Origin of the sequence: Enterococcus sp. DIV1089c, from assembly GCF_050530965.1 — a bacterium.
GTDB classification, from domain to species: Bacteria; Bacillota; Bacilli; order Lactobacillales; family Enterococcaceae; genus Enterococcus_B; species Enterococcus_B hirae.
In genome coordinates, this window is record NZ_CP172888.1 from 1,117,155 (window position 1) to 1,130,415 (window position 13,261).

12 protein-coding genes are annotated in these 13,261 nt (G+C 37.4%); all 12 read left to right on the plus strand.

Features of this window, described 5'->3' with window-relative positions:
• The first annotated feature begins 156 nt into the window (after positions 1-156).
• The 12 genes from recQ (at position 157) to IGL30_RS05335 (ending at position 13,252) form a co-directional block, all read left to right on the plus strand.
• The gene (gene recQ, locus IGL30_RS05280; RefSeq protein ID WP_088745720.1) at positions 157-1,908 is read left to right on the plus strand and encodes a DNA helicase RecQ; all 1,752 of its coding nucleotides are present in this window, start codon (positions 157-159) and stop codon (positions 1,906-1,908) included.
• Between the two features lie 162 nt (positions 1,909-2,070).
• Entirely contained in the window at positions 2,071-2,373 is a 303-nt protein-coding gene (locus IGL30_RS05285) for a DUF1507 family protein (RefSeq protein WP_088745721.1), read from the plus strand.
• A gap of 2 nt (positions 2,374-2,375) precedes the next feature.
• A complete protein-coding gene (locus tag IGL30_RS05290; protein WP_123874834.1) occupies positions 2,376-3,542 on the plus strand; it encodes an FtsW/RodA/SpoVE family cell cycle protein in 1,167 nt (388 codons plus the stop codon).
• A gap of 20 nt (positions 3,543-3,562) precedes the next feature.
• Positions 3,563-6,991 carry a pyruvate carboxylase gene (locus IGL30_RS05295; protein ID WP_010737454.1) on the plus strand — a complete coding sequence of 1,143 codons (3,429 nt, stop codon included), beginning with the start codon at positions 3,563-3,565 and terminating at the stop codon, positions 6,989-6,991.
• Between the two features lie 13 nt (positions 6,992-7,004).
• Entirely contained in the window at positions 7,005-8,132 is a 1,128-nt protein-coding gene (locus IGL30_RS05300; protein WP_123874833.1) for a CAP-associated domain-containing protein, read from the plus strand.
• Positions 8,119-8,547 (plus strand): YlbF family regulator, encoded by a 429-nt coding sequence (locus IGL30_RS05305; protein ID WP_123874832.1) that lies wholly within the window; start codon positions 8,119-8,121, stop codon positions 8,545-8,547. The genes IGL30_RS05300 and IGL30_RS05305 overlap by 14 nt, the downstream gene beginning before the upstream one ends.
• On the plus strand, positions 8,540-8,881 hold the full coding sequence (locus IGL30_RS05310) for a YlbG family protein (protein WP_010719349.1): 342 nt from the start codon (positions 8,540-8,542) through the stop codon (positions 8,879-8,881). The genes IGL30_RS05305 and IGL30_RS05310 overlap by 8 nt, the downstream gene beginning before the upstream one ends.
• 122 nt (positions 8,882-9,003) lie before the next feature.
• Entirely contained in the window at positions 9,004-9,585 is a 582-nt protein-coding gene (gene rsmD / locus IGL30_RS05315; RefSeq protein ID WP_223603477.1) for a 16S rRNA (guanine(966)-N(2))-methyltransferase RsmD, read from the plus strand.
• Positions 9,582-10,073 (plus strand): pantetheine-phosphate adenylyltransferase, encoded by a 492-nt coding sequence (gene coaD / locus IGL30_RS05320; RefSeq protein ID WP_088745725.1) that lies wholly within the window; start codon positions 9,582-9,584, stop codon positions 10,071-10,073. The genes rsmD and coaD overlap by 4 nt, the downstream gene beginning before the upstream one ends.
• Positions 10,063-11,106 carry a SepM family pheromone-processing serine protease gene (locus IGL30_RS05325; protein WP_088745732.1) on the plus strand — a complete coding sequence of 348 codons (1,044 nt, stop codon included), beginning with the start codon at positions 10,063-10,065 and terminating at the stop codon, positions 11,104-11,106. Before coaD ends, IGL30_RS05325 begins: the two co-directional genes overlap by 11 nt.
• Before the next feature lie 625 nt (positions 11,107-11,731).
• Positions 11,732-11,989 carry a hypothetical protein gene (locus IGL30_RS05330; protein ID WP_249509710.1) on the plus strand — a complete coding sequence of 86 codons (258 nt, stop codon included), beginning with the start codon at positions 11,732-11,734 and terminating at the stop codon, positions 11,987-11,989.
• Between the two features lie 567 nt (positions 11,990-12,556).
• The gene (locus tag IGL30_RS05335) at positions 12,557-13,252 is read left to right on the plus strand and encodes a helix-hairpin-helix domain-containing protein (RefSeq protein ID WP_123874831.1); all 696 of its coding nucleotides are present in this window, start codon (positions 12,557-12,559) and stop codon (positions 13,250-13,252) included.
• The last annotated feature ends 9 nt before the right edge of the window (positions 13,253-13,261 follow it).

Consider the following 13,261-nt stretch of genomic DNA (forward strand, 5'->3'; position numbering starts at 1 on the left):
ACAACCTCTGATTCACGGTGTTCAAGCATCAGCTCCTTGAAATAAGCCTGAATTTTTCAAAACATGAGAAGCTGTTTTAAAAAATTCTTTCTTATTGTCATCGGAGCTGATCGCTTCTTTCACAACCTCTTAAATCAACTAAAAAGTAGGGATAAAATGAATGATATATTAAAACAATACTTTGGTTATGAAGTATTTCGCCCTGGACAAAAAGAAATTATCCAAAAGGTACTTGGTCATGAAGACGTCCTAGGGATCATGCCTACAGGAAGTGGGAAGTCCATTTGTTATCAATTGCCAGCCTTAATGCTGGATGGCTTGACTGTGGTCATTTCTCCTTTGATCTCTCTGATGAAAGATCAAGTAGATGCTGCCAATCAGTTAGGCATTTCAGCGACATTTATCAATAGTTCATTGGATAGTTATGAGACTGCTTCTCGGTTTCGATTACTCGAACAGCAACAAATCCAATTATTATATGTTGCGCCAGAACGGTTTATCATGCCAGATTTTATCCAATCAATGAAACGTTGGCACGTGCAACTGATAGCAATTGATGAAGCGCATTGTATCTCACAATGGGGACATGATTTTCGTCCAAGCTATCTTCATATGGCAGAAACATTAAGCACGTTTGATCAACGACCGGTCATTGTGGCATTGACTGCTACTGCAACAAAGCAAGTAGCAGAAGATATTAAAAGACTTTTAAAGATACCAATGGATAATCATATTCAAACGGGTTTTGCACGAGAAAATCTACGTTTACAAGTAGTAAAAGATCAAAAAAAAGAGCAGTACTTAATTGAGTATCTGCGTATCAATAAAAAGCAATCAGGGATCATTTATGCCGCTACCCGCAAAGAAGTTGATCGAATCTATCATTTGTTAAATAAATTTGATTTCAGTGTTGGCAGATATCATGGTGGGATGAGTGAAAGCCAACGAACAGAAATCCAAGAGGACTTTTTATATGACCGTATAGAATTATTAGTTGCAACGAATGCTTTTGGCATGGGGATCAATAAGAGTAACATCCGCTTCGTCATTCATTATCAGATTCCTGGTTCTTTAGAATCTTACTATCAGGAGGCGGGAAGAGCAGGTCGTGATGGGCTCTTAAGTGAGGCTGTCTTGTTGTTTGCTCCCCAAGATATACAGGTCCAAAAATTTTTTATCCAACAATCCCAACGAGAAGAGTCACAAAAACAAAAAGAATACGAAAAATTAAAAGCAATGACGGAATACGTCTACATCGAATCCTGTCTGCAACAATATATTCTTACTTATTTTGGCGAAAAAAGTATCCCATGTGGAAGATGTGGTAACTGTTTAGATGAACGTGAACTAGTCGATGTAACGACTGAAACACAGATGGTGTTGTCTTGCTTGAAACGCATGGGTGAAAATTATGGGAAACAATTGTTGATGAAGGTATTAGCTGGTTCGAAAGAACAAAAAGTCAAGATGCTAGGTTTTCAAGCGTTATCAACTTATGGCTTATTAAAAAAATGGGCACAAAAAGATATTCTTCAGTTGATCGAGTATCTTATTTCTGGTGGTTATCTGTATTCAATGAACGGTGAATACCCCACGTTGAAAGTAACGGAACTAGGAATCGAAGTGTTAAAAGGGAAACAAAAAGTATTTAAAAAAGAAGCTGAAAAAGTCCAACAACTTTCTGATGAAGAAGCTGACACCTTATTTGAAACGCTAAGAGAGTTACGAACTGACTTAGCTTCTGAAGCAGGCGTGCCGCCTTATGTGGTTTTTTCAGATGCGACTTTAAAAGAAATGAGTCGACAACGTCCAAAAGATCGACTTTCTTTATTGCAGATAAAAGGAGTAGGACAAAGCAAGTTAGACAAATACGGGGACGCTTTTTTAGCACTGATACTTTCTAGTTAAGTAGTGTATTGTTTGTAAAATTAGTGCATCTATTGTTTTTGCTCATGATGGGCTAGCAAATAGTAAAAAAAGAAGAAAATCCCTGAGCGAAAACTGGGATTTTTCCCCGTTAGAATTTTAAGTATGTTATAATAAATAAACTTAGAATGGGGGTAGGCTTAGATGGATTCTCTATCAAATGAATTTGCAGTTCAAGTGCTTAAAGATGAATCAGAACGAATCAAACGCTTGATCAAAAATCAAAAAAATAGCCTGTGTATCTCACAATGTAAGGCATTTGAAGAAGTAGTAGATACGCAAATGTATGGCTTCTCACAACAAGTCGGATTTGCCGTTCGTGTAGGCATCATCGATAAAACGCAAGGTCAATTGTTGCTGAGTGAGCTAGAGCGTGAACTGAACCGATTATATAGTGAGGTTTACCAAGAAAATTACGATAAAAAAGAAATTGGCAAGGAGGAGTAAACTTGCCTAAGAAAGTAAAAAAAAGGCATTTATTAAACTATAGTATTTTGATTCCTTACTTGATTCTATGTATTTTAGGTTTAATCATGGTCTATAGTTCATCATCTTATTTATTGCTAGAAAATGGAAGCAGTCCTTCCGCCTCTTTTTTTAACCAAAGTTTGTTTTGGGGCGTTAGCTTAGTAGCTATTGGACTTTTATATAAAATGAAAACATCCGTATTAAAAAATCAACGACTGATTATGGCAGCTATTGCTGTACTGACGATCTTGCTATTGATCGTTTTATTCTTCGGGAAAGAGATCAATGGAGCGAAAGGATGGCTTCAAATCGCTGGATTCTCTCTCCAGCCAGCTGAATACTTAAAGATCATTGTGATTTGGTACTTAGCATTAATGTTATCTAAAAGACAAAGAAGCGTTCAAAAAGATTTTGTTTCTACTGTTAAAAGACCGTTACTGTTAGTGTTGGCACTAACAGCGCTAGTTGCTATTTTACCCGATTTTGGTAATGCAACTGTCATTTTTTTAATTATCTTAGTCTTACTTTTGGCTAGTGGTATCAACTACGTTTATACGTTGATCGTTGGGGTCGGTGGGGTTGGCTTGAGTGCTTTAGCAATCTGGTTGATCAATATCACCCACGGGAAAATATTTCCCGGACGTTTACAATATATCTATAACCGATTTGCCATTTATCAAAATCCTTTTTCTGACGAGTTGAACAAAGGTCATCAATTAGCTAATGGTTATTATGCGATGTTCAATGGAGGGCTTTTTGGTCGAGGTCTTGGAAATAGTATCCAGAAAAAAGGTTTTTTAAATGAAGCGCAGACGGACTTTATTTATGCCATTGTGGTAGAAGAGTTAGGCGTGATCATGGGGATCTTGATTCTTGCTTTACTGTTTTTTATGATTGTTCGGATCTTTTTGGTGGGGATTCGCTCAAAAGATCCATTTAATTCTCTATTATGTATTGGGATTGGTGCCATGTTCATGATCCAAATATTTATCAATTTGGGAGGGATAACCGGCGTTATTCCGTTAACTGGGATCACTTTCCCATTTTTGAGTCAGGGAGGATCTAGTTTATTGATGTTATCCATTTGTGTTGGCTTCGTCTTGAATATCAGTGCAGATGAAAAACGAAAAAGTTTAGGTTTATACTAAAAAGATGTAGGAGTGGTTTGATGGAAAAAGTTTTAGTTGCTAACAGAGGAGAAATTGCTGTACGAGTGTTTCGAGCATGTACAGAATTAGGAATTAAAACTGTAGGTATCTACGCAAAAGAAGATGAGTATTCCGTGCACCGGTTTAAAGCAGATGAAGCATATCTAGTTGGCGAAGGGAAAAAACCGATTGACGCTTACTTAGATATTGAAGGGATTATTGCCATTGCGAAAGCCTGTGGAGCGGATGCAATCCATCCAGGCTATGGGTTGTTATCTGAAAATCTAAGTTTTGCAAAACGATGCAAGGAAGAAGGCATCACTTTTGTAGGACCAGACTTACATCATTTGGATATCTTTGGTGACAAGATCAAAGCAAAAGCGGCAGCTATCGCAGCTGGAATTGCTTCGATTCCTGGGACTGATGGACCGATTGAAAAGGTCGAAGATGCTTTGTCTTTTGCTGAAACGTACGGTTATCCGATCATGATTAAAGCCGCTCTAGGTGGTGGGGGACGAGGAATGCGTGTCGCCCATGATGAAAAAAGCGCTCGAGAAGGCTATGATCGTGCGAAAAGTGAAGCAAAAGCGGCTTTTGGCAGCGATGAAGTGTATGTTGAAAAATATATTGCAAATCCTAAACACATCGAAGTCCAAATTTTGGGCGATAAACATGGAAATGTGATCCATTTATTTGAAAGAGACTGCTCTGTACAAAGACGTCACCAAAAGGTAGTAGAGGTAGCCCCTTGTGTCTCCATGTCGACTGAACAACGCGAACGCATCTGTCAAGCAGCCGTTCAATTAATGAAACACGTTGGTTATGTCAATGCTGGGACGGTTGAATTTTTAGTTGAAGGAAATGACTTTTATTTTATCGAAGTCAACCCTCGAGTCCAAGTGGAACATACGATTACAGAGATGATTACCGATGTGGACATCGTGACTACTCAATTATTGATTGCCCAAGGGAAAGATTTACACAGTGAAATTGGTCTGCCGCAACAAGCAGATATCAAACTAAATGGTTCTGCGATTCAATGTCGGATCACTACAGAAGACCCGTTGAATCATTTTCTTCCTGATACAGGGAAAATCGATACTTACCGTTCACCTGGTGGTTTCGGAGTGCGTTTAGATGTCGGTAATGCTTATGCAGGATATGTGGTTACCCCATACTTTGATTCACTTTTAGTCAAAGTTTGTACGCATGCGGCAGATTTTGATACGGCAATCCAAAAAATGGAACGTTGCTTAAAAGAATTTCGGATTCGTGGAGTCAAAACCAATATCCCATTTATGTTGAATGTGATTTCCCATCCTGAATTTCAATCAGGAAATGCTAAAACGACATTTATCGATAATACAAAAGAACTGTTTGAGTTCCCTCGTTTACGCGACCGTGGGAATAAAACAATGAAATACATCGGTGAAATTACCGTGAATGGCTTCCCGGGAATCAAAAATGGTGAAAAACCATTTTATGAATCTCCTCGGGTACCGAAAGATTTGATTAAACGCCCAGATTATCTGACAGCAAAAAATGTTTTAGATTCTGATGGTTCGGATGCGTTAGTCCAATGGATCAAATCGCAAGAAAACTTGTTATTGACTGATACGACATTTAGAGATGCTCATCAAAGTTTATTAGCAACTCGTGTTCGTACGAAAGACTTTAAAGAGATTGCTCAATTGACCGGTGAAGGATTACCTGAACTATTCTCAAGTGAGATGTGGGGAGGAGCAACCTTTGACGTCGCTTATCGCTTCTTGAATGAAGATCCTTGGCAAAGATTAAGAAAGATCCGAGCATTGATGCCAAATACGCTGTTACAAATGTTGTTCAGAGGTTCAAATGCAGTCGGTTATTCCAATTATCCGGATAACGTCTTAGTAGAATTTGTGAAAGAAGCAGCGGCTCAAGGAATTGATGTGTTTCGAATCTTTGACAGTTTGAACTGGGTACCGCAAATGGAAAAAAGTATCCAAGCGGTTCGAGACACAGGTAAGATTGCAGAAGCTGCGATCTGCTATACCGGAGATATCAATGATCCTAGTCGTGCAAAATATAATGTCCAATATTACAAGGACATGGCGAAAGAACTAGAACAACTTGGGGCGCATATCATTGCGATCAAAGATATGGCTGGCTTGCTGAAACCACAAGCTGCTTATCGCTTGATTAGTGAATTAAAAGAGACTACTGATTTGCCAATCCACCTTCATACACATGATACGAGTGGAAATGGAATCATTACCTATTCTGCAGCTTCAAAGGCTGGGGTAGATATCGTTGATGTGGCGATGAGTGCGATGAGTGGGAATACAAGTCAACCAAGTATGAGCAGTTTGTATTATGCTTTGGTCAACGGTCCACGGTTGCCAGAGATCAATATTCAAAATGCACAACAATTGAATCATTACTGGGAAGATGTCCGTATGTATTACAAACCATTTGAGAACGGTTTGAATGCACCAGAAACAGAAGTATATATGCATGAAATGCCTGGTGGACAATACTCTAATCTCCAACAACAAGCCAAAGCAGTTGGTTTAGGAAATAAATGGGATGACATCAAACAGATGTACCATACAGTGAACCTAATGTTTGGTGATATCGTGAAAGTTACCCCTTCATCAAAAGTTGTAGGAGACATGGCCTTGTTCATGGTTCAAAATGATTTAACGGAGGAAGATATCTATGAAAAAGGTGAAACATTGAGTTTCCCAGAGTCTGTGATTACTTTCTTCCAAGGAGAGCTAGGACAACCGGTTGGAGGATTCCCGGAAAAATTACAAAAGATCATCCTTAAAGGACGAGAAGCGATTACTGAACGTCCTGGAGCTTTAGCTAAACCAGTTGATTTCCAACAAGTCAAAGCAGAATTAGCTGAAAAAATCGGCTATGAACCTAAACAAGAAGAAGTGCTGAGCTACTTGATGTATCCGCAAGTCTTTTTAGATTATCAAGCGGCCTATAATCAATTTGGTGATGTGACATTACTTGATACACCAACATTCTTCCAAGGGATTCGCTTAGGAGAAACGGTGAATGTTCAAATTGAAAAAGGCAAGATTTTGATTATTCGCTTGGATGAAATCGGTGAACCAGATATTGAAGGAAATCGTGTCTTATTCTTTAATTTGAATGGGCAACGTCGTGAAATCACAGTGAACGACCATTCGATCATCAGTACTGTACAAACACGTGTGAAAGCTGAACCAACAAATCGTGAACATATCGGTGCAACGATGTCTGGTTCTGTATTAGATGTATTAGTCAAAAAAGGCGATCATGTCAAAAAAGGCGATACATTGATGATCACGGAAGCAATGAAAATGGAAACAGCAATTGAAGCTCGTTTTGATGGTGAAATTGCGCATGTCTATGTAACAGATGGCGATGCGATCGCTTCTGGTGATTTATTGATTGAAGTAACTGAAAAATAAAGGTGGGAAAAAGATGAAACGGCTAGGGTTATTTGGTGCGATATTGTTATCAGTGATCATTGCATTTTACATGCAGCCGGTGTTGTTTCCTCCTAAACTTGAAGTAAAAAAAAGCTCAGAGCAAATCACTCAAAATCAAATGACTACGTGGAAATACCAGAAGTTGGAAACATCTGGCTTTTCCACGTATGTTGGTCAATCAGTTGATGAATTAGAGCAACGTTTTGGCGATCCCTATGAACGCTTGACGAGTGGGTTTGGTTTTGAAACAAGATATTACCATGATCAAATCAATCACTTATCCTTTGAAGCGAATATCACAAAAGATAAAGTTTCCACGATTAAAGTATTAAATACGGACAACTCAACGATTGCTCCTTTTTACTTAGGGATGACAATGCAAGATCTAACAGAGATCACCACGATCTATACGAATTTTAATTTTCAATACAATGGAACAGATGTCGGGATCGAATTGATGGAAGAAGATATGAATTATCGACCGTTGATTGCGTTTGATAATGATACGTTTGCTATTTTATTCTTCGACCAAAGTAGTAATGGACTGTTTTCGATCGTTTATTTGGATAAAGCTAGTTTGTTGAAACTTCATCCCTATCAAGTATTTGGTTCAGACTTACCGCAATATAAAATAGACGATCAAGTAGATTGGGCTGAAATCAATCAAGCAAAAGAAGGTCATAGTGTTCAATTGTTGAATCAGTTAAGGCAATTGGATCGCTTACCACTTTATAAGCAGACGACCGGTTTTTCTACTCAAACGAAACTGCTTTTAAGTGATTACCTTAATAGACCAGAAGATATTTTGACGAAAGAACGATTAGCAGAATGGCAACAAATAGCGGGTAGTACAAACGCAACTGCTAAGTTTTCATTGACTACTGATGAAATTGATTCGTTAGTCGCAAAAAGAAAGCTTCCCCAATCGACCGGTGTCTTTACCCATCCAGTGATTGATCCAACGTTTACATTTTTATTTTTGTATAGTGATCCGTACTATCACGACCGCTTTTTAGTTAACACTTCCGATCTATTAGGAATTGCTTTTTCAAAAGAAAATATGTTAGTCTTAATGCAAGAAGAAGGTAAGGAGAGTACCGATAGCAGTGATAATCAATGAGGAATTATTTGCCTTAGAAGATCAATGTCAGAGCTTATCCAATTGTATCAAAAAAAGCGAGACGATGAAAAAATATTTAAAAGCTAAAAAAGTGATGGAACAATCAGCGGATGTCAATTTATTGATTAATGATTTCTCAATAAAAAAAGAACAGTTTGAAAAAGTTGTTCCTTATCAAAAATATGCACCAGAATTTCGAGAGAAGCAAAGAGCTGTTCGGTTAGCCAAACGCCAACTTGATTTGCATGAAAAAGTAGCGGATTTTCGTTGTATGGAAACACAATTGCAAGATCTATTGGATAAAATTAGCCAACAGTTAGCAGAAACGGTATCGTTGACGATTAAAATTGATGCGGGAAATCCTTTTTTTGAACAAGAGGGGCGTAGTGGATGTGGAGGTAACTGTCATGAATGATGAAAAAAATGAATTTCAACTAACGAAACGACGTGGGTTGATTGTCTGGGTATACAGTTTGAAACAATTAAAAAATTTGAAGAAATTTGGATTGCTTCATTACGTTTCACGTAAAATGAAATATGTCGTATTGTATTTGAATGAAGACACATTTGAGCAAACTGCAGAACGAATCAACAAACTTCATTTTGTTCGCAAAGTTGAACGCTCTTATCGTCCAGACGTCGAAATGAACTTTGCTGATAAGATTGGTACGAAGCAACCAGTCAAAGAAGAAGGTTTTGAGATTGAGGAGATCAATACTAAGATTCGTTTAGCAGACCATGTCTTTTAAACCTGTTTTGTGTAAATCATTCATCTCTTAAATAAAAAAGATAAAAATAACTTGAGAAAGCATGAAATTAATGGCTATCCAAGTTTTTTTATCTTTTTTTTTGGTATACTAGTAACAGCACGATTTTTAAAAGGAGTGAGTCAATGCGAGTCATATCAGGAACATATGGTGGACGACGCTTAAAGAGTTTAGCAGGGGCTAATACACGTCCCACCACAGATAAAGTGAAAGAATCGATCTTCAATATGATCGGTCCTTACTTCGACGGAGAAACAGTCTTAGACCTATTTTCTGGTAGTGGCGGGTTAGCTATCGAAGCAGTTTCTCGTGGCTGTGGGCATGCCTTTTGTGTAGACAAAAATTACCAAGCGCTAAAAATAATCCAAGAAAACATTAAAGTAACGAAAGAGCCAGAAAAATTCACCACGTTAAAACTTGATGCGGACAAAGCCATCGAAAAGCTGGCAAATGATCAGCAAAAATTTGATTATTTATTTCTTGACCCACCATATGCCAAACAAAAAATTCTTGACCAAATAATCAAAATGACGGAGCTGGACCTTTTTAATGATTCGGCAGTTATTGTATGTGAAACTGATAAAACAGTGGAATTACCAGAAAAGATTGCTGATTTTACGCAAATCAGAAAACAAACGTATGGTATTTCAACTGTGACTATCTACAGAAAAGAGGAAGACCTATGAAAAAAGCCTTGTTTCCAGGCAGCTTTGATCCGTTCACGAATGGGCATTTAGATATGGTCGAACGAGCAGCAAAAATGTTTGATGAGGTCATCATTGGGGTATTTGTGAATACGTCAAAAAAACATCTATTTACCGTTGATGAAAAAGTTACATTGATTACTCAAGCTGTTCGTCATCTTCCGAATGTTAAAGTGTACCACCAGGAAAATCAATTAACAGTCGAGATTGCGAATGAATTAGCTGTTCAAACCATCATTCGTGGTATCCGTAGTGTAAAGGATTTTGAATATGAACGGGATATTGCTCAAATGAATCATCATTTAAATCAAGAAATCGAGACGGTCTTTTTATTGGCTAAACAAGAATATAGTCACGTTAGTTCTAGTTTATTAAAAGAAGTCTTATACTTTGGGGGAGATGTCAGTGACTATCTTCCACCAGTAATCAACGAAGCGTTAGCTGGAAAGCGTGAAAATGATGGACTTTAAAAGATGGTTAAAGACAATTCTTGTCATTTTTTTAGGGATATTTATTATTGGGTTCGTGGTAATTCCACTTCCTTTTTATGTGGAAGCACCAGGAGTAACCATCAATTTGAAAGAGCTGATTACCGTCAATGGGAAAAAGGACAAAGATTCAGGTTCCTTTTCATTAACTTCAGTGGGCATCCGTCGAGCAACTGGTTTTACAGCAGTCAAAGCCAAGCTAGCACCGTTTGAAGATTTGATTAGCGCTGAGGAGTTGACTGGCGGGGCGACTAGCGAAGAATACAATCAAATCCAACAATATTATATGGAGTCTTCCCAAAATGCAGCGATTGAGCAAGCACTAAAATTGGCAGGGCGCTCTTACCAGATGGAATTTAAAGGTGTCTATGTCATGAGTGTCGAGAAGAATTCCAATTTCTATGGAAAATTAGCAGTTGGTGATACAGTCACAAAAGTTGATGGACAAACCTTTAAAAGTGCAGAAGCATTTATGAAGTATGTCAAAAGTAAAAAAGTCGGCGATACGGTCACGATCACCTATCTCCGAGATGGCAAAGAAAACGAAACTTCAGGTAAATTGATCGAACTGCCAACGGATAATAAAGCAGGGATTGGGATTACTTTAACCGATCATACGAGTATCAAGTCGGATACAGATGTAATGATTAATTCAGGATCAATCGGAGGGCCGTCTGCTGGTTTGATGTTTACCCTGGAAATCTATGAACAATTGACCGGTAAAAATCTTCGTCATGGGAAAGAAATTGCTGGTACTGGAACGATTAATAGCGACGGTGAAGTTGGGCGAATTGGTGGTATTGATAAAAAAGTGGCTAGTGCAGACAAAGCTGGCGTTGAAATATTCTTTGCACCGGATGATCCAATCTCAGATGAAATCAAGAAGAAACATCCAGAAATCAAAACCAATTACGAAGAAGCCAAAGCTGCTGCGAAAGAATTGAACTCTTCAATGAAAATTGTACCAGTGAAAACCGTCCAAGATGCCCTTGATTATTTAGAAAAGATGAACTAAAGATTCATTATAAATCGTTTTGTTTCAACAACATTTTTTTATCGTTGTTCATGAAACGGTTTTTGAACGAATAAATAGACAGACAAAATTTCCTTTAAGATTGATGTTTTCAATGACTCAGCCTTAACAGAAAGCTTGTCTGTCTCTTTTTTATAGAGAAACTAAAATGAATAGAAACTAGCCATGAGGGGATCTATGTGTATGAGGTAAGCTTTTTTATTCGTTTGATCAGTAAAATAAAAGTTATTTTTAACTGCGTCAGTTGATAAAGAGTTTAAACTTATAATGGAAAAATTTTCGGTTAAATGAAAAAATAGGAAATAAAGTGAAGATGTATGATATAATCGAAGGACAAAAAAATGAATACAGTAAGATGATCAGATCGTTCTAAGTCAGTGTTTTTTTACTGATTCCCTAGTAAAAACTACGTTGGCACACAGCTTTTGATTTTTACATTTATCCGATTCATTGGGTATTCTGAAAATAGAGGAAAGAGCTGGAGAATTTTATTCTTGAAATCTATTTAAAACCAACTACCACTTTTATTTTGTGATCAAGTCCTGTTTGTTTTTCTAAATTTACTTGGAGAGGATTAATGATGAGAAAAAAAGCGATTGTAATTATAATGATTCAAATGGTGATTTATGTTAGCTCAATCATAGGTGCGTTTATGAATAGAGGAGTTATTACAAATTGGCCTTTTTTACTTTTGTTATTCGGAATATGTATCGGTAATTTTGTGCCAATCGAGTATCGGACTAGTTTCAATTCTACTGATCCTGGGATTATTCTAAAAAATCATACAAGACGCTTAGAAAACATTATTTACATGATCGTTACATGTCTCGTAATCGTACTAGTTACCTATCTGGATATGGTATAACGACTAGTTTAGACAATGGAATATTTTGTCCGTAAAAAAATATCTTATAAAATCTATGTAAACTAGCTCACGATTATTCATGAGGAAAAGCGAGTCTTTGACTTATTTAGGAGATTTGAACACTTGGAAAGTTGATGTAGTTGAGGCATTGCTCTTTGGCATAGTGAGAATAATTGTACATAGCCGCTAGAGAGACAGTGGCAAAGATATCGTATTTAGGATTGCTTAGGTAAGTCGGGTACATGCTCAAAAAAATCAAGGAAGAGCTTCGCTAAGAGTGTGAACTTGAAACTATTTTTCAAAAACGAATAGAAAAATAGATAAACATTAAAGTCAGTAAAAGTGATTTTGATGTTTTTTGCTAGTTAATGAAAAGAGGAGTATAGACCCTATGTCAACGCCTATTCCTGAAATGTTTAAAGGTATGAAAGATTCATTCTTCATAAAAATAATTGTCCCAAAAGTAGGTTTATTTTCATGTAGAAAAATGATTTGACGTATTTAATCATGAAGAGAAAAAACTTCTTCATAATTTAATGAAAGGAAACCAATCGGAAAATTGTCACAATGAGCGAAGAATGGAAAAACAAACGAAAGCGTTTCTACACTAGCAACTTTTCTTCACCAAAATTTGTGATCGGAGGGATCTTTGGCATCATAGGGGTCATCATCCTTGGTGGAATGATGGTTCATTTTTTCAGTCAATCAAGTAAAAAGGATCAACTATTTTTGACAAACCAATCGATTGAGGCTCCGGAAAAGAACAGTTCTGAAACGAAGCCAATTGATGAAACGGTGAGTACATCGACTAGGTCAGTGATTTATGTCGATGTGAAAGGAGCGGTAAAACGACCTGGAATGTACGCTTTTGTGGCAGAAGATCGGGTCTTTGATGTCATTCAAAAAGCAGGTGGGCTGACGGAATCAGCTGACGAGAAACAGATCAACTTTGCAGCAAAAATAACGGATCAACAAATGCTGTACGTTCCTGAAGTAGGCGAAGAAATTCCAGAAAGCTCAAATGCTAGTCTAGCGACGGTAGATTCAGCGGACACAAACCCAGATCGAGTGCATCTTAATACCGCTGATCTTTCGCAATTGCAACAAATACCGGGGATCGGTGAAAAAAAAGCCCGAGAAATTATTCAGTATAGACAAGATAATGGATCGTTCAAAAGTATTGACGAGCTTCAAGAAATAGACGGAATTGGTCAGAAGACAGTTGAAAAAATCAAAAACTTCGTTACAATTACTATAGAATAAACGATAGAG

What these genes read in the sequence shown, in the direction of transcription:
- recQ (WP_088745720.1), top strand. Translation starts at nt 157, where the DNA reads ATGAATGATATATTAAAACAATACTTTGGTTATGAAGTATTTCGCCCT.
- IGL30_RS05285 (WP_088745721.1), top strand. Translation starts at nt 2,071, where the DNA reads ATGGATTCTCTATCAAATGAATTTGCAGTTCAAGTGCTTAAAGATGAA.
- IGL30_RS05295 (WP_010737454.1), top strand. Translation starts at nt 3,563, where the DNA reads ATGGAAAAAGTTTTAGTTGCTAACAGAGGAGAAATTGCTGTACGAGTG.
- IGL30_RS05300 (WP_123874833.1), top strand. Translation starts at nt 7,005, where the DNA reads ATGAAACGGCTAGGGTTATTTGGTGCGATATTGTTATCAGTGATCATT.
- IGL30_RS05310 (WP_010719349.1), top strand. Translation starts at nt 8,540, where the DNA reads ATGAATGATGAAAAAAATGAATTTCAACTAACGAAACGACGTGGGTTG.
- coaD (WP_088745725.1), top strand. Translation starts at nt 9,582, where the DNA reads ATGAAAAAAGCCTTGTTTCCAGGCAGCTTTGATCCGTTCACGAATGGG.
- IGL30_RS05325 (WP_088745732.1), top strand. Translation starts at nt 10,063, where the DNA reads ATGGACTTTAAAAGATGGTTAAAGACAATTCTTGTCATTTTTTTAGGG.
- IGL30_RS05330 (WP_249509710.1), top strand. Translation starts at nt 11,732, where the DNA reads ATGATTCAAATGGTGATTTATGTTAGCTCAATCATAGGTGCGTTTATG.
- IGL30_RS05335 (WP_123874831.1), top strand. Translation starts at nt 12,557, where the DNA reads ATGAGCGAAGAATGGAAAAACAAACGAAAGCGTTTCTACACTAGCAAC.